Origin of the sequence: Pseudescherichia sp. (genome assembly GCF_031998825.1) — a bacterium.
Taxonomy (GTDB): domain Bacteria; phylum Pseudomonadota; class Gammaproteobacteria; order Enterobacterales; family Enterobacteriaceae; genus Pseudescherichia.
This window is the reverse complement of the sequence record NZ_DAMACX010000001.1, coordinates 124953-144225: the sequence shown is the minus strand read 5'-3', so window position 1 is coordinate 144225 and position 19273 is coordinate 124953. Positions and strand designations below refer to the sequence as shown.

At 57.2% G+C, this 19273-nt stretch carries 19 protein-coding genes and 1 pseudogene; 12 read left to right on the top strand and 8 right to left on the bottom strand.

Annotation, left to right across the window (positions count from 1 at the left end):
* The 8 genes and pseudogenes from RTP97_RS00735 to RTP97_RS00700 all read left to right on the top strand — a co-directional run.
* A pseudogene (locus RTP97_RS00735) lies at positions 1-198 on the top strand (23S rRNA pseudouridylate synthase); the annotation flags it as partial.
* A gap of 10 nt (positions 199-208) precedes the next feature.
* Positions 209-667: an NUDIX hydrolase gene (locus RTP97_RS00730; RefSeq protein ID WP_312409925.1), complete on the top strand. Its 459-nt coding sequence runs from the start codon at positions 209-211 to the stop codon at positions 665-667.
* A 55-nt stretch (positions 668-722) separates the two neighbouring features.
* Positions 723-1829 (top strand): tRNA 2-thiouridine(34) synthase MnmA, encoded by a 1107-nt coding sequence (gene mnmA / locus RTP97_RS00725; RefSeq protein ID WP_312409923.1) that lies wholly within the window; start codon positions 723-725, stop codon positions 1827-1829.
* 52 nt (positions 1830-1881) lie between these two features.
* Complete coding sequence (gene hflD / locus RTP97_RS00720) at positions 1882-2511, top strand: high frequency lysogenization protein HflD (RefSeq protein ID WP_312409922.1); 630 nt, start codon at positions 1882-1884, stop codon at positions 2509-2511.
* Between the two features lie 19 nt (positions 2512-2530).
* Complete coding sequence (purB, locus tag RTP97_RS00715) at positions 2531-3901, top strand: adenylosuccinate lyase (protein ID WP_312409921.1); 1371 nt, start codon at positions 2531-2533, stop codon at positions 3899-3901.
* Positions 3902-4037: 136 nt separating this feature from the next.
* Positions 4038-4712, top strand: coding sequence for a two-component system response regulator PhoP (gene phoP / locus RTP97_RS00710; protein WP_312210855.1), 675 nt, complete (start codon positions 4038-4040; stop codon positions 4710-4712).
* Positions 4709-6172, top strand: coding sequence for a two-component system sensor histidine kinase PhoQ (gene phoQ / locus RTP97_RS00705; protein WP_312409919.1), 1464 nt, complete (start codon positions 4709-4711; stop codon positions 6170-6172). The genes phoP and phoQ overlap by 4 nt, the downstream gene beginning before the upstream one ends.
* 68 nt (positions 6173-6240) lie before the next feature.
* Complete coding sequence (locus RTP97_RS00700; protein ID WP_312409918.1) at positions 6241-7362, top strand: cupin domain-containing protein; 1122 nt, start codon at positions 6241-6243, stop codon at positions 7360-7362.
* Positions 7363-7483: 121 nt separating this feature from the next.
* Here the strand turns inward: RTP97_RS00700 and RTP97_RS00695 are convergent, their stop codons facing one another.
* A complete protein-coding gene (locus RTP97_RS00695) occupies positions 7484-7975 on the bottom strand; it encodes an REP-associated tyrosine transposase (RefSeq protein WP_312409916.1) in 492 nt (163 codons plus the stop codon).
* A gap of 6 nt (positions 7976-7981) precedes the next feature.
* Positions 7982-9208, bottom strand: a complete 1227-nt coding sequence (gene pepT / locus RTP97_RS00690; protein ID WP_312409914.1) for a peptidase T — start codon at positions 9206-9208, stop codon at positions 7982-7984.
* Between the two features lie 260 nt (positions 9209-9468).
* Between pepT and potA the strand changes: the two genes are divergently transcribed.
* Genes potA through potD form a run of 4 tightly spaced genes read left to right on the top strand, consistent with a single transcriptional unit; the run spans position 9469 to position 13297 of the window.
* Positions 9469-10605: a spermidine/putrescine ABC transporter ATP-binding protein PotA gene (gene potA / locus RTP97_RS00685; protein ID WP_312409912.1), complete on the top strand. Its 1137-nt coding sequence runs from the start codon at positions 9469-9471 to the stop codon at positions 10603-10605.
* A complete protein-coding gene (gene potB / locus RTP97_RS00680) occupies positions 10589-11446 on the top strand; it encodes a spermidine/putrescine ABC transporter permease PotB (protein ID WP_312409909.1) in 858 nt (285 codons plus the stop codon). Before potA ends, potB begins: the two co-directional genes overlap by 17 nt.
* Positions 11446-12249: a spermidine/putrescine ABC transporter permease PotC gene (gene potC / locus RTP97_RS00675; RefSeq protein WP_312409907.1), complete on the top strand. Its 804-nt coding sequence runs from the start codon at positions 11446-11448 to the stop codon at positions 12247-12249. The genes potB and potC overlap by 1 nt, the downstream gene beginning before the upstream one ends.
* 1 nt (position 12250) lies before the next feature.
* Complete coding sequence (potD, locus tag RTP97_RS00670) at positions 12251-13297, top strand: spermidine/putrescine ABC transporter substrate-binding protein PotD (protein ID WP_312409904.1); 1047 nt, start codon at positions 12251-12253, stop codon at positions 13295-13297.
* A gap of 43 nt (positions 13298-13340) precedes the next feature.
* Here potD and tal read toward each other — a convergent pair whose 3' ends face one another.
* From tal to pdxA, 6 genes are all read right to left on the bottom strand, one after another.
* The gene (gene tal, locus RTP97_RS00665; RefSeq protein ID WP_312409901.1) at positions 13341-14291 is read right to left on the bottom strand and encodes a transaldolase; all 951 of its coding nucleotides are present in this window, start codon (positions 14289-14291) and stop codon (positions 13341-13343) included.
* Between the two features lie 27 nt (positions 14292-14318).
* Positions 14319-14777, bottom strand: a complete 459-nt coding sequence (gene rpiB, locus RTP97_RS00660) for a ribose 5-phosphate isomerase B (RefSeq protein ID WP_312409900.1) — start codon at positions 14775-14777, stop codon at positions 14319-14321.
* Between the two features lie 41 nt (positions 14778-14818).
* Positions 14819-15184: a PTS glucitol/sorbitol transporter subunit IIA gene (locus RTP97_RS00655; protein WP_312409899.1), complete on the bottom strand. Its 366-nt coding sequence runs from the start codon at positions 15182-15184 to the stop codon at positions 14819-14821.
* 1 nt (position 15185) lies between these two features.
* Complete coding sequence (locus RTP97_RS00650; RefSeq protein ID WP_312409898.1) at positions 15186-16202, bottom strand: 2-keto-3-deoxygluconate permease; 1017 nt, start codon at positions 16200-16202, stop codon at positions 15186-15188.
* A 93-nt stretch (positions 16203-16295) separates the two neighbouring features.
* Positions 16296-18017: a four-carbon acid sugar kinase family protein gene (locus RTP97_RS00645; RefSeq protein WP_312409896.1), complete on the bottom strand. Its 1722-nt coding sequence runs from the start codon at positions 18015-18017 to the stop codon at positions 16296-16298.
* A 34-nt stretch (positions 18018-18051) separates the two neighbouring features.
* Positions 18052-19059, bottom strand: a complete 1008-nt coding sequence (gene pdxA, locus RTP97_RS00640) for a 4-hydroxythreonine-4-phosphate dehydrogenase PdxA (RefSeq protein ID WP_312409895.1) — start codon at positions 19057-19059, stop codon at positions 18052-18054.
* Positions 19060-19273: the final 214 nt, after the last annotated feature.

Sequence of the window (19273 nt, the reverse complement as noted above, 5' to 3'; positions counted from 1 at the left end):
CGCAACCCGCCGATCCGCGAGCGTAAATCTATTCCTACCGCCTGGCTGAAAATCACCCTCTATGAAGGGCGTAACCGCCAGGTCAGACGCATGACCGCACACGTTGGTTTTCCCACGCTGCGCCTAATCCGTTACGCTATGGGGAATTACACGCTGGAAAATCTCGCTAACGGTGAGTGGCGAGATATTGCTGAATAAGGAAGAGAGTATGTTTAAACCGCACGTAACCGTTGCCTGCGTAGTGCATGCCCAGGGCAAGTTTCTCGTGGTTGAAGAGACCATTAACGACAAGGCGCTTTGGAACCAGCCTGCCGGACACCTGGAAGCAAATGAAACGCTGGTACAGGCCGCCGCACGCGAGCTGTGGGAAGAGACCGGCATCGATGCCGTACCCCAGCACTTTATCCGCATGCACCAGTGGATTGCCCCGGATAATACTCCCTTCCTGCGCTTTCTGTTTGCTATCGAGCTTAACGAAACGTGCGCTACCTGGCCTAACGATGGCGATATCGATCGCTGTCTGTGGGTCAGCGCCGATGAGATTTTAACCGCCTCCAACCTGCGCTCGCCGCTGGTGGCGGAGAGTATCCGCTGCTACCAGAGCGGACAGCGCTATCCTCTGGCGCTGATCGGCGAATTTAACTGGCCTTTTACAAGTGATGCCTGAGGCGCGCTTGCGTGATAGAATACGCCGCCTTGAAGTTTAATGTCGCGAGTATTCTATGTCTGAAAGCCCAAAAAAAGTGATCGTCGGGATGTCCGGCGGTGTCGACTCTTCCGTCTCTGCCTACCTGCTGCAACAGCAGGGCTATAAGGTGGAAGGCCTGTTCATGAAGAACTGGGAAGAGGATGACGGCGAGGAATACTGCACCGCCGCCGCCGATCTTGCCGATGCGCAAGCGGTGTGCGACAAGCTCGGCATTGAGCTGCACACCGTTAACTTTGCCGCAGAGTACTGGGATAACGTCTTTGAGCACTTCCTCGAAGAGTACAAGGCCGGACGCACGCCAAACCCGGATATCCTCTGCAACAAAGAGATCAAATTCAAAGCCTTCCTCGAGTTCGCCGCCGAAGATCTCGGCGCGGACTACATCGCCACCGGCCACTACGTGCGCCGGGCGGACGTTGACGGCAAAAGCCGCCTGCTGCGCGGGCTGGACGGCAACAAAGACCAGAGCTACTTCCTCTATACCCTCGGCCACGAGCAGATCGCCCAGAGCCTCTTCCCGGTCGGCGAGCTGGAGAAGCCCGAGGTGCGTAAAATTGCTGAAGAGCTGGGTCTGATTACCGCCAAGAAGAAAGACTCCACCGGGATCTGCTTTATCGGCGAGCGTAAATTCCGCGAGTTCCTGGGGCGCTACCTGCCTGCCCAGCCGGGTAAAATCATCACCGTTGACGGCGACGAGATTGGCGAGCACCAGGGGCTGATGTATCACACCCTCGGCCAGCGTAAAGGCCTTGGCATTGGCGGCACCAAAGAGGGCAGCGAAGATCCGTGGTACGTGGTCGATAAAGACGTTGAAAATAATATCCTGATCGTCGCTCAGGGTCACGATCACCCGCGTCTGATGTCAGTGGGCCTGATTGCCCAGCAGCTGCACTGGGTCGATCGCGAAACCTTTACCGGCACGCTGCACTGCACGGTGAAAACGCGCTATCGCCAGACCGATATTCCCTGCACGGTCACCGCGCTGGATGACGAGCGTATCGAGGTTCGTTTTGACGAGCCGGTGGCGGCCGTCACGCCGGGCCAGTCCGCTGTCTTCTACAGCGGTGAGGTTTGCCTGGGCGGCGGCATTATTGAGCAGCGTCTGCCGCTGCCGGTTTAACGTAGACATTCTCCCCGTTGCATGTAAGGCGGCGGGGAAACAAGGAGTGAGTGTGGCGAAGAACTATTATGATATCACCATCGCGCTGGCAGGGATCTGCCAGTCGGCCCGCCTGGTGCAGCAGCTGGCGCACCAGGGCACCTGCGATTCCGACGCGCTGCATGTCTCGCTGAACAGCGTGATTGACCAGAACCCGGACTCAACGCTGGCGGTATTTGGCGGGAGTGAAGCTAACCTGCGCATGGGGCTTGAAACTCTGCTCGGCGTGCTCAACGCCAGCAGCCGCCAGGGGCTGAACGCCGAGCTGACCCGCTACACCTTAAGCCTGATGGTGCTGGAGCGTAAGCTCGCCGCAGGTAAAGGCGCAATGAATGAGCTGGGAAGCCGCATCGCCGGGCTACAGCGCCAGCTTGAGCACTTCGACCTGCACTCCGACACCCTGCTAAGCGCGATGGCCGCGATCTATGTTGATGTCATAAGCCCCCTGGGTCCGCGTATTCAGGTAACCGGCACCCCGGCGGTGCTGCAAAGCGCCCAGGTGCAGGCTAAAGTTCGCGCCTCGCTGCTCGCTGGCATCCGCGCCGCCGTGCTCTGGCACCAGGTCGGCGGTGGCCGTCTGCAGCTGATGTTTTCCCGTAATCGTCTGTCCACGCAGGCGAAACAAATTCTTGCCCATTGTTAACGTCCCGGAGTTTTGTCTTATGGAATTATCCTCACTGACCGCCGTTTCCCCTGTCGATGGACGCTACGGCGATAAAGTCAGCGCGCTGCGCGAGATCTTCAGCGAATACGGCCTGCTGAAGTTTCGTGTTCAGGTAGAAGTACGCTGGCTGCAAAAGCTGGCGGCACATGCAGCTATCAAGGAAGTTCCTGCTTTTGCTGCCGACGCAAACGGTTACCTCGATAAGATTGTTGCGGAATTCAGCGAAGAAGACGCCGCGCGTATCAAAACTATTGAGCGCACCACCAACCATGACGTGAAAGCGGTCGAGTATTTTCTGAAAGAGAAAGTAGCCGACGTTCCGGCCCTGCACGCGGTCTCTGAGTTCATTCACTTTGCCTGCACCTCAGAAGATATCAACAACCTCTCCCACGCCCTGATGCTGCATACCGCGCGGGAAGAGGTGGTTCTGCCCTACTGGCGCAAGATTATCGATGCGGTAAAAGATCTGGCGGTGCAGTATCGCGATATCCCCCTGCTCTCCCGCACTCACGGCCAGCCGGCCACGCCGTCAACCATGGGTAAAGAGATGGCCAACGTGGCCTACCGCATGGAGCGTCAGTTCCGCCAGCTCGCCCAGGTGGAGATCCTCGGTAAAATCAACGGCGCGGTAGGTAACTATAACGCCCACATCGCGGCCTACCCGAAAGTGGACTGGCACCAGTTCAGCGAGGAGTTTGTCACCTCTCTGGGCATCCAGTGGAACCCGTACACCACCCAGATTGAACCGCACGACTATATTGCCGAGCTGTTTGACTGCATGGCACGCTTTAACACCATTCTGATCGACTTCGACCGCGACGTCTGGGGCTACATCGCCCTGAACCACTTCAAGCAGAAGACGATCGCCGGTGAGATTGGCTCCTCGACTATGCCGCACAAGGTTAACCCGATTGACTTCGAAAACTCCGAAGGCAACCTGGGCCTCTCTAACGCGGTGCTGCAGCACCTGGCGGCTAAGCTGCCGGTCTCCCGCTGGCAGCGCGACCTCACCGACTCCACGGTGCTGCGTAACCTCGGCGTCGGCATCGGCTACGCGCTGATCGCCTACCAGTCGACGCTGAAAGGCGTGAGCAAGCTGGAAGTGAACCGCGATCGTCTGCTCGACGAGCTGGATCACAACTGGGAAGTGCTGGCGGAGCCGATCCAGACGGTGATGCGCCGCTACGGTATCGAAAAGCCGTACGAGAAACTGAAAGAGCTGACTCGCGGCAAACGCGTCGACGCTGAAGGTATGAAGCAGTTTATCGATAGCCTTGCGCTGCCGGAAGAGGAGAAAACCCGCCTCAAAGCCATGACCCCTGCCAACTATATCGGTCGGGCCATTACCATGGTTGATGAGCTGAAATAATCTCCTGGCTTTTAGCCTGCTCTCGCAATGGGAGCAGGCTGCTTCCCGCTGGTTTACTCTCTGTTGATTCCGATCGCCTCATAATCACGAATTCGCGTTAAACTATTCACAATAAGAATACATGGGAGTTCGGACAATGCGCGTACTCGTCGTAGAGGACAACCCTTTGCTGCGCCACCACCTGAAAGTGCAGCTTCAGGAGCTGGGACATCAGGTTGACGCCGCCGAAGATGCAAAGGAAGCGGATTACTATTTAAATGAACACCTTCCCGATATCGCCATTGTCGATCTCGGCCTGCCGGATGAGGATGGACTGTCGCTGATCCGCCGCTGGCGCAGCCATGATGTTACCCTCCCCGTGCTGGTGCTCACCGCCCGCGAAGGGTGGCAGGATAAGGTCGAGGTGCTGAGCGCCGGGGCCGATGATTACGTCACCAAACCGTTCCATATTGAAGAGGTGGCCGCCCGTATGCAGGCCCTGATGCGCCGCAACGGGGGCCACGCCTCACAGGTTATCTCTATGCCACCTTTTCAGGTCGATCTTTCGCGCCGGGAGCTCTCTATCAATGACGAGGTGATCAAGCTGACCGCTTTCGAGTACACCATTATGGAGACGCTGATCCGCAACAGCGGCAAGGTTGTCAGCAAAGATGCCCTGATGCTACAGCTCTATCCGGACGCCGAGCTGCGTGAGAGCCATACCATCGACGTACTGATGGGCCGCCTGCGGAAAAAGATCCAGGCGCAGTATCCTCATGACGTGATTAATACCGTGCGCGGCCAGGGCTATCTGTTCGAACTGCATTCATGAAAAAGCTCCGGCGGCACCTGCTGCCGCTCTCCCTGCGGGTCCGCTTTCTGCTTGCCACCGCCGCCGTGGTGCTGGTGCTCTCCCTTTCCTACGGCCTGGTGGCGCTGGTGGGCTACAGCGTCAGCTTTGACAAGACTACCTTTCGCCTGCTGCGCGGTGAGAGCAATCTCTTCTATACCCTGTCGAGGTGGGATAACCAGCGCTTCAGCATTGAGCTGCCGGAAAATCTGAATCTGCACGGCCCTACCGTGGCGCTGATCTATGACCAGCAGGGTCAGCTGCTGTGGTCCCAGCGCAGCGTGCCGTGGCTGGTGCAGCGCATCCGCCCCGAGTGGTTAAAAGTCGACGGTTTTCATGAGATTGAGGCCGATGCCGACGCCACCAGCGTCTTAATCAGCGGCGATCCCTCAGCGCAGAAAGCCCTTAGCGATCTACGTGCCAACGATCACGATAGTGAAACCACCCACTCGGTGGCGGTGAACTATTACCCCGCAACGGCCCACATGCCACCGATGACTATCGTGGTGATCGACACCGTGCCCGACGAGCTCAAGCAGGCGCATCAAGTGTGGAACTGGTTTATCTACGTGGTGATCGCCAACCTGCTGCTGGTTATTCCCCTGCTGTGGATGGCGGCGCGCTGGAGCCTGCGTCCTATCGAAGCGCTGGCAAGAGAGGTACGCGAGCTGGAGGATCACCACCGCGAGCGCCTGAATCCGGAGACCTCCCGCGAGCTGGTCAGTCTGGTACGTAACCTCAATCGCCTGGTGAAAAGCGAACGTGAGCGCTACGATAAGTACCGCACTACCCTCACCGATCTCACCCATAGCCTGAAAACCCCGCTGGCGGTGCTGCAAAGCACGCTGCGATCGCTGCGCAGCAACAGATTAAGCGTTAGCGACGCCGAGCCGGTGATGCTGGAGCAGATCAGCCGTATCTCCCAGCAGATTGGCTACTATCTGCATCGAGCCAGCATGCGCGGCGGCAGCATCATGCTCAGTCGCGAACTGCATCCGGTTGCAGCGCTGCTGGATAGCCTGACCTCAGCGCTGAATAAGGTCTATCAGCGTAAAGGGGTGGCCATCACCCTCGATATCTCCCCGGAGATCAGCTTTGTCGGCGAGAAAAATGATTTAATGGAGGTGATGGGTAACCTGCTGGATAACGCCTGCAAATACTGCCTGGAGTTTGTTGAGGTGTCCGCCCGGCAGTCCGACGATCGGCTGCATATTATCATTGACGATGATGGCCCCGGTATTCCGGTCAGCCTGCGGGAGACCATTTTCGACCGCGGTCAACGGGCCGATACCCTGCGACCCGGCCAGGGCGTAGGCTTAGCCGTCGCCCGCGAGATCGTGGAGCAGTACGGGGGAGAGATCGTTGCTGGCGAAAGTCCGCTCGGCGGCGCACGGATGGAAGCGATTTTCGCCCGTCAGCAGGAGAGCGCCGGGGATAATTAACGAATTAAACACCCAGGCGTGTTGCCATCCGTTATAATCCGAGTCAGACACAAGACCAGGAAACTTATATGGAATACCAACTAACACTCGACTGGGCCGATTTTATTCAGCGTTACTGGCAAAAACGCCCGGTGGTGCTGAAACGAGGCATCGCCAACTTTATCGATCCCCTCTCGCCGGACGAGCTGGCTGGGTTGGCGATGGAGAGCGAAGTCGACAGCCGCCTGGTCAGTCATCAGGATGGTAAATGGAACGTCAGCCACGGCCCCTTTGAAAGCTACGATCACCTGGGTGAAACCAACTGGTCGCTGCTGGTGCAGGCGGTGGATCACTGGCACGAGCAGAGCGCCGCGCTGATGCGTCCCTTCCGGGCGCTGCCAGACTGGCGTATTGACGATCTGATGATCTCTTTCTCCGTACCGGGGGGCGGCGTAGGCCCGCATCTCGATCAGTACGACGTGTTTATCATTCAGGGTACCGGCCGTCGCCGCTGGCGCGTGGGCGATAAGGTGCCGATGAAGCAGCACTGCCCACACCCGGATCTGCTACAGGTCGATCCTTTTGAGGCGATCATTGATGAAGAGCTGGAGCCGGGTGATATCCTCTATATTCCCCCTGCCTTCCCGCACGAGGGCTACTCTCTTGAAAACTCAATGAACTACTCGGTGGGCTTCCGCGCACCAAGCGGTCGGGAGATGATCAGCGGTTTCGCGGACTATGTATTGCAGCGCGAGTTGGGCAGCCACCGCTATAGCGATCCGGACGTGCCGTCGCGGGAGCACCCGGCGGATATTCTGCCCCAGGAGCTGGATAAGCTGCGCGGCATGATGCTTGAGCTGATTAACCAGCCAGCGCAGTTCCAGCAGTGGTTTGGTGAGTTTATCTCCCAGTCGCGTCACGAGCTGGACGTCTCTCCGCCGGAGCCGCCCTATCAGCCGGATGAGATCTACGACGCGCTGAAGCAGGGTGACAAGCTGGTACGCCTTGGTGGTCTTCGCGTGCTGCGCGTCGGCGAGGAGGTATTTGTCAACGGTGAGAAGATCGACTCTCCGCACCGCCCGGCCCTTGCCGCGCTGGCAAACCACATTGTGCTGACAGCAGACACGCTTGGCGACGCGCTGGATGACCCGTCGTTCCTCGCCATGCTCGCCGCGCTGGTCAACAGCGGCTACTGGTTCTTCGAGGATTAAACCAGTTAGCACTGTACCACCGTAGGCCGGGCAAACGCAGTGCCGCCCGGCGTTGCGGTGCCAACGCATCCTCGCCCGATGACGCAAAGCTTGCCGGGCCTACAAAGTCTGGCATGTATGATTAACGCCGCTCTCCGGCGGTGAAATCGGTATAATCCCCGGCCCACTCCAGCGGATACAAGCCGTTTTGCACGTCTCGATGGAAGGTTGAATAGGGCCAATCCTGCACTCGCTTTACCCAGCCATGCTTAACCGGGTTGATATAGATGTAATCCATATGCCGCCGGTAATCCTCTTCATTGCGCAGGGTATGCTCCCAAAATCGGGGCTGCCAGATACCCTTCGTTTGCAGCGTCCGGGTGAAATGCTTTTTGATGTCGCGCCAGCGGCCCGAGTAATCACTGTCTTCAGCCGGCAGCGTCCAGATACAGTGCATATGTTCGGGCAAAACAACCCAGCCGTTAATCATAAATGGCTTACGGCGCTTCACCTGCGCCGTTGCCGAACGCAATGCATCAACGTGCCTGACCAGCAGATCGCTATAGCGGTTGCGCAGATTAACGGTGAAAAACCAGCTCCCGCCAGGAACGTAATGACGACGATAGTGTGACAAGCGCTATTAACCCCGTTTGGCGGTCAGCTCTGCAATCCGCACGATCACGCGCACCGCTTTCTCCATCCCTTCCAGGGTCACAAACTCATGCTTGCCGTGGTAGTTGTAGCCGCCGGTAAAGATATTCGGGCACGGCAGCCCCATAAAGGAGAGTTGAGCGCCATCGGTACCGCCGCGAATCGGCTTGAGCTGGGGTTCAATATCGCAGTCGCGCATCGCCTGCTGGGCGATGTCGATAATATGCGGATGCTCAGCCACCTTCTCGTGCATGTTGTAGTAGCTGTCCTCGATCGTCAGTTCGATATAGCAGTCCGGATGCAGGCCCTTGCCAACCTTTTTGGCAATCTCCATGATCTTGCGTTTGCGCGCCTCGAAGTTTTTTCGGTCGAAATCACGGATGATGTAGTGCATCTCTGCGCGATCCACCGCCCCTTTGATGCTGGTCAGGTGATAAAAACCTTCGTAGCCTTCCGTGGTCTCTGGACTTTCATCGGCAGGGACCAGGGCATGAATGCGCGTCGCAAGGGTCAGGGCGTTAACCATTACCCCTTTCGCCGTGCCGGGGTGCACGTTATTGCCGACGATTTTGATGGTCACCGAGGCCGCGTTGAAGTTCTCAAACTCCAGCTCGCCCACGCCGCCGCCGTCCACGGTATAGGCCCACTGTGCACCAAATGCCGCTACGTCGAAGTGCTTCGCCCCTTTCCCTACCTCTTCATCCGGGGTAAAGGCCACGCGGATCTCGCCGTGGGGCACGTTCTGCTCAATTAGCACTGCCAGCGCGGTCATGATCTCCGCCACGCCAGCTTTGTCATCCGCGCCGAGCAGGGTTTTGCCATCGGTCGTGATCAGCGTCTGCCCCAGCAGCTGATGGAGTACCGGGAACATCACCGGAGAGAGGATCTCATCGCCTACGCCCAGGGCGATATCGCCCCCGCGGTAGTTCTCGACGATCTGTGGATTGACGTTCTTGCCGGTAAAATCCGGGGAGGTATCGACGTGGGAGATAAAGCCAATGGTGGGAATATCGCCCTCTACGTTGGCGGGGAGCGTCGCCATCACCGTGCCTTTGTCACTCAGCGTCACGTTGACGAGGCCCATCTCGTTAAGCCGATCGCGAAGCAGCTCTAATAGCTTCCACTGTCCCTCTGTGCTTGGAACCTGTCTGACACCCGGTTTCGACTGGGTATCCAACGAAACATAGTGTAAAAAACGCTCAAGTAATTTTTCCATGCGGCCACCCTCACTTTTTGTCACGTCATTATCAAGAAGCGCGACAGGATATGTATTGCGTCAGGTCACTTTTAACTTGTAAACCCTGTATTTTATTACACCCTTAATAGTGGCTGAGATATTACCTGGCTGGGTAAGAAATAAGAACAAGGTTTGGCGATTTCAGTGGTTTGCCGTAGAATGCCAGGCCTTATTAATGTGCCAAAACCCAAGGTGGTTACTCACAAACCCCGCATCGGTAAGCCAGCCGCTGCGTCTACATGGGACAGAGTCAAAAATTGAATACACAATTACGTTCGCTTTCACCGCTGGTACAAATGGCGGGAATTCGAAAAAGTTTTGATGGGAAAACCGTTATCTCCGATCTTAATCTCACCATCAATAACGGCGAATTCCTGACGCTGCTTGGCCCCTCTGGCTGCGGTAAGACCACCGTCCTGCGCCTGATTGCAGGCCTGGAGAGCGTCGACACCGGCCGTATCACCCTCGATAGCGATGATATAACGAACGTTCCGGCAGAACATCGCCATGTTAACACCGTCTTTCAAAGCTACGCCCTCTTCCCGCACATGACGGTATTTGAAAACGTCGCCTTTGGCCTACGCATGCAGAAGACCCCGGCGGATCAGATTGCTCCTCGCGTTACCGATGCCCTGCGGATGGTGCAGCTAGAAGAGTTTGCCCAGCGTAAGCCGCACCAGCTCTCCGGCGGCCAGCAGCAGCGCGTTGCCATCGCCCGGGCGGTGGTCAACAAGCCGCGCATGCTGCTGCTGGACGAGTCCCTCTCGGCCCTCGACTACAAGCTGCGCAAGCAGATGCAGAACGAGCTGAAGGCGCTGCAGCGCAAGCTCGGCATCACCTTTGTCTTTGTCACCCACGATCAGGAGGAGGCACTGACCATGTCCGATCGCATCGTGGTGATGCAGAATGGTAAAATCGAGCAGGACGGCACCCCGCGTGAGATTTACGAGGAGCCGAAGAATCTATTCGTCGCCAGCTTTATCGGTGAGATCAACATCTTTAGCGCGACGGTGATCGAGCGCCTGGATGCACAGCGCGTGCGGGCCAGCGTCGAAGGCCGCGAGTGCAATATCTATGTCAATTTTGCCGTCACGCCAGGCCAGAAGCTGAACGTGCTGCTGCGTCCCGAAGATCTACGCGTCGATGAGATCAACGACGACAATGAGATCGAAGGCCTGATTGGCTACGTGCGCGAGCGTAACTACAAGGGCATGACCCTGGAGTCGGTGGTCGAGCTGGAGAACGGCAAGATTGTGATGGTCAGCGAGTTCTTTAACGAAGACGATCCTGACTTCGACCACTCGCTGGATCAGAAGATGGCGATCAACTGGGTAGAGAGCTGGGAGGTCGTACTGGCTGATGAAGAGCACAAGTAAATTCCAGAACGTGGTGATCGCCACTATCGTCGGTTGGCTTGTGCTGTTTGTCTTTCTGCCCAACCTGATGATTGTGGTGACCAGCTTTTTGACCCGCGACGACGTCTCCTTCGTTAAGCTGGTCTTTACGCTGGACAACTACACGCGACTGCTCGACCCGCTCTATTTTGAGGTGCTGCTGCACTCTCTCAATATGGCGCTGATTGCCACCCTCGCCTGTCTGGCGCTGGGCTATCCGTTCGCCTGGTTCCTGGCGAAGCTGCCGCAGAAGGTGCGCCCGCTGCTGCTCTTCCTGCTGATCGTGCCGTTCTGGACCAACTCGCTGATCCGCATTTATGGCCTGAAGCTTTTTCTTAGCACCAAGGGCTACCTCAATGCCTTCCTGCTTGAGCTGGGAGTTATCGATACCCCACTGCGCATTATGTTTACCCCCAGCGCGGTCATCATCGGTCTGGTCTATATTCTGCTGCCCTTTATGGTGATGCCGCTCTACTCCAGCATTGAAAAACTGGACAAGCCGCTGCTGGAGGCGGCGCGGGATCTCGGCGCGAGCAAGCTGCAAACCTTTATTCGCATCATCCTGCCGCTGACCATGCCGGGCATTATCGCCGGCTGCCTGCTGGTAATGCTTCCGGCGATGGGGCTGTTCTACGTCTCGGATCTGATGGGCGGTGCAAAAAATCTGCTGATCGGCAACGTGATTAAGAGCCAGTTCCTCAACATTCGCGACTGGCCGTTCGGCGCGGCGACTAGCATCACCCTGACGGTGGTGATGGGTCTGATGCTGCTGGTCTACTGGCGCGCGATGCGCCTGCTGAACAAAAAGGTGGAGCTGGAGTAATGGGTCGACTGCTACGCGGCGGTTTTATGACCGCTATCTACGCTTATCTCTATATTCCGATCGTTATTCTGATCGTCAACTCCTTTAACCAGGCGCGCTTTGGCATCAACTGGCAGGGCTTTACTACCCAGTGGTATAGCCTGCTGATGAACAACGACAGCCTGTTACAGGCAGCACAGCACTCGCTGACCATGGCGGTGCTGTCGGCGACCTTCGCCACGCTAATTGGCTCCCTGACCGCGGTGGCGCTCTACCGCTACCGTTTCCGCGGCAAGCCGTTCGTCAGCGGAATGCTGTTCGTCGTGATGATGTCCCCGGATATCGTCATGGCGATCTCGCTGCTGGTGCTGTTTATGCTGCTCGGCATCCAGCTGGGCTTCTGGTCGCTGCTCTTCTCGCATATCACCTTCTGCCTGCCCTTTGTGGTCGTGACGGTCTATTCCCGGCTGAAAGGCTTTGACGTGCGCATGCTGGAGGCGGCGAAGGATCTGGGGGCCAGCGAAATCACTATCCTGCGCAAGATCATTCTGCCGCTGGCGATGCCCGCCGTGGCCGCCGGCTGGGTACTGAGCTTTACCCTGTCGATGGATGACGTCGTTGTCTCGTCGTTCGTGACCGGGCCAGGGTATGAAATTCTACCGTTGAAGATCTACTCGATGGTGAAAGTCGGCGTATCACCCGAGGTGAACGCGCTGGCGACCATTCTGTTGGTACTCTCGCTGGGTCTGGTCATTGCCAGCCAGCTTATTGGCCGCGATAAAACCAGGGGCCTGAAGACAGGCTCCGCAATCAGGGGACGTTAAAATGAAAAACTGGTCACGCCACCTGCTCGCCGCAGGAGCCCTGGCGCTCAGCGTGAGTGCCGCCCATGCCGAGGATAATAAGACCCTCTACTTCTATAACTGGACCGAGTATGTGCCGCCAGGCCTGCTGGAGCAGTTTACCAGGGAGACCGGCATCAAGGTGATCTATTCGACCTATGAGTCGAACGAGACCATGTATGCCAAGCTCAAAACCTATAAGGACGGTGCTTACGATCTGGTTGTGCCCTCCACCTACTTTGTTGATAAGATGCGCAAAGAGGGGATGATCCAGAAGATCGATAAGAGCAAGCTGACCAACTTCAGCAATCTTGATCCCGAGGTGCTGAACAAGCCGTTCGATCCGAGCAACGACTACTCTATCCCCTATATCTGGGGCGCGACGGCAATCGGAGTCAACAGCGAAGCGATCGATCCGAAAAGCATTACCCGCTGGGCCGATCTGTGGAAGCCGGAGTATAAGAGCAGCCTGGTGCTGACCGACGATGCCCGAGAAGTGTTCCAGATGGCGCTGCGCAAGCTGGGCTACTCCGGTAACACCACCGACCCAAAAGAGATTGAGGCGGCCTACCACGAGCTGCAAAAGCTGATGCCAAACGTCGCAGCCTTCAACTCCGATAATCCGGCCAACCCCTACATGGAGGGTGAGGTAAACCTGGGGATGGTCTGGAACGGCTCTGCCTATGTGGCGCGCCAGAACGGTACGCCGCTGACGGTGGTGTGGCCTGAAGAGGGCGGCATCTTCTGGATGGATAGTCTGGCGATCCCGGCCAACGCGAAAAACGTTGATGGTGCGCTTAAGCTAATCAACTTCCTGCTGCGCCCGGACGTGGCAAAACAGGTAGCGGAGACTATTGGCTATCCGACGCCTAACCTCGCGGCGCGCAAGCTGCTCACCCCGGCGGTAGCCAACGATAAGTCGCTCTATCCGGATGCCGAGACCGTCAGTAAAGGCGAGTGGCAGAATGATGTTGGCCAGGCCAGCGCCATCTATGAGAGCTACTACCAGAAGCTAAAGGCGGGTCGTTAAGCCTGAAATGCCCGGCGCGTACTCTGTGCCGGGCTTTATCGCATTACAGCATCTGCCGGATCTGGTTTTCTAGCTTGATCTGATCTCTGGCAAAGAGGCGGATCCCCTCGGCCAGCTTATCAACCGCCATCGGATCCTGATGGTGCTGCCACAGGAACTCGGCCTGGGTCATTGGGCTGGGGCGCGTTTCGCTGACGCAGCCCGGCTCCAGCGCCCGGCTCAGCGGTGCATTGCAGGCCGCCAGCTCGTCGAGCAGTGCCGGAGAGATAGTCAGGCGGTCGCAGCCCGCCAGAGCCTGGACCTGCTCAATACGACGGAAGCTGGCCCCCATCACCACCGTCTCGTAGCCGTGGGCCTTATAGTATTGATAAATAGCCTGCACCGACTTAACTCCCGGATCGCTGTGCGCCGCATACTCATCCTGTGGCTCATGCTGCTGATACCAGTCATAGATGCGACCGACGAAAGGTGAAATCAGATAGACTCCCGCCTCCGCACAGGCCCGCGCCTGGGCAAAGGAGAAGAGCAGCGTCAGGTTACAGTTAATGCCGGTTCGCTCCAGCTCCTCGGCGGCGCGGATCCCCTCCCAGGTTGCCGCCAGCTTGATCAAAATACGCGATGGATCGACACCGTTCTGCTGATAGAGTTGGATCAGCTTGCGCGCCCGGGAGACGCACATCCCACGGTCCCAGGCAAAGCGGGCGTCCACCTCGGTGGAGATACGCCCCGGCACGTGACGCAGCACCTCGGTGCCAATATCCACCGCCACCTGGTCGCAGGCGTTAATCAGCTGGGTGTCGCTGTTACCGCCCTGACGGCGGGCTTTGCCGATGGCATCGGCAATCAGCCCCTGGTACTGGGGCAGCTGCGCCGCCTTCAGCACCAGCGACGGGTTAGTGGTCGCATCCTGTGGCGCAAATCTTTTAATCGAGTCGATGTCGCCGGTATCCGCCACGACGACCGTAAACTGTTTTAAGGCTTCTAGCTGGTTCATACCTTTTCCCCACTGTGGCGCAAAATGTCAGTCTCTGGCATGCTGGTTCTGGTAATAATCGATACGTTCCACCTTCGCGGCCGATCCGCCCCCTTCATATTCCGAATCCAGCCAGGCCTGAACGATCTTTTTACCCAGCTCCGGGCCAATCACTCGCGCGCCAAGGGTAATAACCTGTGCGTTATTGCTTTTGCGGGCGCGCTCGGCAGAGAAAGTGTCGTGGCACTGGGCCGCCCGTACGCCGGGAACTTTATTTGCCACAATGCTCATGCCAATCCCGGTACCGCAAATTAAAATGGCGCGATCGTGTTCGCCCTGTTTCACCGCCATTGCCACCTGATGAGCAACGTCGGGATAGTAGTCGGCGTCCTGACGTTTATCGCTGCTGTAATCTGCAACGGTCATCCCCTGCTCGGCTAAATAATTTACGATGGCATCGCGAAATGCATAGGCGGCATCATCCGCGCCAATAGCGATAGTTTTCATAACGTTTCCTTAAATTGCGATAATAAAAAGAGAAGCTGACGTTAGCTATAAAAAGCGATTCGATCTCCAGGACAAATAGTCTGCGGTCGCTGGCCACAAAGATGTACCGTACCGGGTAACTCTGGACGCTTCGCACCATCAAAACTTAATGTAATATGACCCAGCTGTTTTAAATTTGCCGTTGCGACGCTGCCTACGGCGCTAATACGATAGTCAATGTTATCTATTTTCACCGTCTGGCCGGGGAGCAGAACACCATTAAATTTACCCGGTCGATGCACGGCACAATAGTCGGCAATATCCTCGGGGACCGGCTCAGCAAATAAAATCAGCTTATTCTCTTGCAGATATCCGGCGACAAATTTACCCACCGACACCACCTCAAGCTGATAAAAGGGTAATGACATGCTATTTATTCCCCTTTGTCACCTGGGAAGCGAGCGGGAGCGTGGCCTCTTTTCTCTCCGGCACGGCTTCCGGCTGCGGTGTACGGGCCTTCAGCCGCTTATCAAACCAGGCCACCAGCACCGGGGCGGTAAGCATGGTGATAATGCTGGCGGTGGCCAACTGGGCAGTGGCCGCATCGACATAGATGGCTAAAGAGGGATCGGCCTGGGCCACCATCGCCGGGGTCAGCGCCGAGCTGGCGGCGGTGGTGCCCAGCGCGGCCCCCAGCGCGGTTTTCTTCTTCAGGAACAGGTTATAGAGGAAGTAGAAGATAATCCCGCTCACGGCAGAGATAACGCCGAGCACAATCCCGGACAGACCGGCGGTAAACACGGTATCAATACTGGAATTAGCCCCAATGGCGAACGACATAATAATAATGATCAGCGGCTGGGCGGCGGCGCAAAGCTGCTTAAAGCGCTCGTCAAGGTTGCCCCACAGCATGCCGATCAGCAGCGGAATAAGCATCGACATCAGGGCGGCAAAGGGAATATTCGCCAGGCCGCTGACCCCCAGCACCATCATAGTGACGAAGGGACCATCTTTGATACAGAACACTGAGATGGCACCGGCATCGCTGGCGTCGCCGTAGTTGCTGCACAGCGCAATATAGAGCGAGCTATTGGAGCTGGTGAGGCAGGCGACAAACGCCAGGGTAGAGATACCGAGGAAGCCTGCCGGGCCAAACCACGATCCCATCACCCACACGGCCAACGCCCCGGCGATGCACTTCAGGATCAGCAGCACCGCGCCCTTGTAGAGTGGCAGCCCAGCCTGGCGAATATTAATCGAGGTGCCGCAAATAAGCAGAAATATGCCCATCATCGCGCTGGATCCGACTTTAAACAGCGCGGTGGTCGGCCCGCCGATGGTTAACGCCTGTGGAACGAAAGTATTAAGTAGAATAGCGGCAACGAGCGGAATAATAATCAGTCCGCCAGGGACCTTATTCATCTTTTCAAGAATATTAATATTCATAGGGTTACTCGCACACGGATACAGAAGGTTTATATGTTACGACGCAACGGTATTGGCCAACCCATTACGTCGTGCCTTACGATCGTTTTTTTATTATTTTTGTAATGCTTCTTTATAAATATGTTCAACGATGGTGCTAATAATATCTTCCGGGCCGGTTAAACCACCTTTGCCAACGCATACCAGGCCCGCATAGTCGCCGCCGATAATTCTCACCATATCGGTTTGCGGAATAACGTAGTCGATCATCTCGATTCCCGTGGCCCCCAGCTCTTTCAGGACGTTAACCATGGTATCGCCGCCGGTCATGTACAGACCTTTGATCTCCTGCGGTGCACAGTTGAGTACCTCCTTCACCACGCTGCCCAGACCACAGTTGATATTCTCTGCCGCCTGGCCGTGGGGCAGATCGAAGCGCTTCTCCTCCTCCTTAAGATCCAGCAGCCTGCCGGTGAGGGCGGACTCAAAGACAAACAGCGCGTTGCGGTGGCCGGTCACGCACTCCCTGGCCTGGCGTACGATGCGGCTTACCTCAATCTCTGCCGCGTTCTGCCTGTCGACCAGCAGTTCGGCATCAACAGGGATATGACAAACGCGATCGTCATTGGCGATCAGGTGGCCGAGCTGCCTTTTAGTTACCGGCGTGGCGCTGCCTGCAACTATCACGATCGAACCCTGCTGCTCGTCGCGGGTAAGTGGGCGCTGGGAGACACGCTTCTGCTCGCGCATCAGGCCGCGATGCACCGCCAGCCGTTCAGTGAAGGGGCCGGGATCGACTGCCAACACGTTCCAGTTCAGGGAAACTACCGCCCGGGCAATAGCATCGACGTCGTCAAGGGTGATGGCATCGACCACGATCACCCGGGAGCCGTCCTGCTCCCGGCTCCGCAGCGCCTGCTGAACGGAGGTCTCGCCTTTCATCACCTGGGCCAGATCGATATGGCCCACCTGATGTCGGGTCTGGGCAGCCAGCAGGCCGGGCACCCAGGACTCAGTCACCGGCGTGCGCACGTCGCGGGCCACGTCGGTGCAGGAGAGCGCCACCGAGTCAATCACCGAGTAGCCGCCCACCAGAATGCGGCGGGACTGTGGCATCGCCGGGACAACCACCGCCACCGTCTTCTGGGGCAGCAGATCGAGCATGGCGTCGATCTCATAGCCGATCCCGCCGCGCAGGGTGGTATCGATGCGCTTGGTAAAGTACTGCGCCCCGCGCGCCTTCAGCTCCGTCACCGCGGCGCTAACGCGCTGCTGCGCCTCGGCTTTCGGCAGCGGGCGGCTGTCGCTGCTCACTACCATTGCCGGATACTCAACGTCGTTGCGTGCAAAGGAGTCGGTATCAAAGAAGGCCGCCGTCTTCAGGCCGCTGCGGGCCAGCAGAACGCCGACCGTGGTCGCCCCGGTGAGATCGTCGGCGACGATCCCCAGCTTGCCGCCCTCGCCTGCCGGATAGACCATCTCGATGCAGGCCGGGGTCACGCCGGAGACGTAGATCGCCTCGTGAATATACTCCGCCAGCGGCCCGCTTTTACCCGTCGGAAGCAGGTTGATGGTGGGAATGCCGCGCTTCGGATAGAGACCGCAGCGCAGGGTGCCGCCGCAGTCGATAACCATAATCCCGATCTCATCTTCCGCCGGTTCGCCGTGCTTAAAGACGTCTACCGAAGGCCAGCCGGTCAGCTCGCTCAGCCTGTCAACAACCGGGGGACGGATCCCGCCGGTGATATAGGCAATCTTCTTCGGCTGCGAAATCTCGACGGTAAGCGGACCACCCCACCCCTTACTGCCTTTGCTGATTAACAGATGTTTATCCATCTCTCTGCCTCTCGTTGCCCGGTTGCCCGGAGGTTTACTGTTGTTTCATTTTCCAGTAACGCGCGGCGACCACCGTGGATTCGAGCATACTCACCGTCCCGGCTTTGCCGGTGCCGGCGATATCAAACGCCGTACCGTGGTCAACCGAGCTGCGCATAAACGGCAGACCGAAGGTGATGGTAATGGAGCGCTCAAAGTCGAGGGTTTTACAGGCGATATGGCCCTGATCGTGGTACAGGGAGAGGATCGCGTCATATTTACCCTGTTTCCCGAGGTGGAAAACGGAGTCAGCCGGGATTGGACCGACGGCGTTGATACCCATCTCCTGAGCCGCTTTTACTGCCGGGATCAGGTTGTCGGCCTCTTCATGCCCAAACAGGCCGTTGTCCGAGCCGTGCGGGTTGAGGGCGGCAACGGCAATGAGCGGGTTTTTGATGTTCAGGGCGTTGAACTCGTGGTGGATCTGCTGGACGCAGGCCAGGACGCGCTCTTTGTTGGCGTAATCGCAGGCATCTTTTAGCGCCATATGACGGCTAACAAAGAAGACGCGCAGCTTCTGCACGTGGAACATAGTCAGGCCGTAGTCGGAGCGGGTCTCAACCTGGTAGATTTCGGTGTGGCCTGGTAGCTTACAGCCCGCCAGCTTGATGGCCTCTTTATGGATTGGTGCGGTAGAGACCACATCGATCGCTCCGGCCATGCCCAGCTCGATAGACTTCATCACGTAGTCCAGCGACATCTGGCCCGCCAGCTGCTGGACCTTGCCCCACTCGATGCTCTCATAGTCGTAGTCACCGGTCTCCAGCACGTCGAGAGTCCCCCACTGGAATTTGGCCTGATCCGGATGAGCGATCTTATTGATCGGGAAGTCACAGCCCTGGATCTTCATGGCGCGCTCAATGATAGGTACAGAGCCAATCAGGAAAGGTTTGCACTCTTCATAGAGGTCTTTATCCATTAAGGTGGCAACGGTGATTTCCGGACCAATCCCGGCAGGATCGCCAATGGTAACGGCAACAACAGGTTTTTTCTCTACGGACATCTTTAACCTCGCATGACAGGGAAAGCGGTTAACGTTCATATGTTCAGGTACAAATCATATGAACATAACGTTAACTGATGTTTCGGAAGTTAATAGTGATGTCCGTCACAGATTGTTTTCTGCGCAATGAATCAACGCAAAAGTGTGATCTAACATATGTTCATAGTATGAGTATATGTTCATTTGCAGTAAAAAGGCGCATAACATGACAACT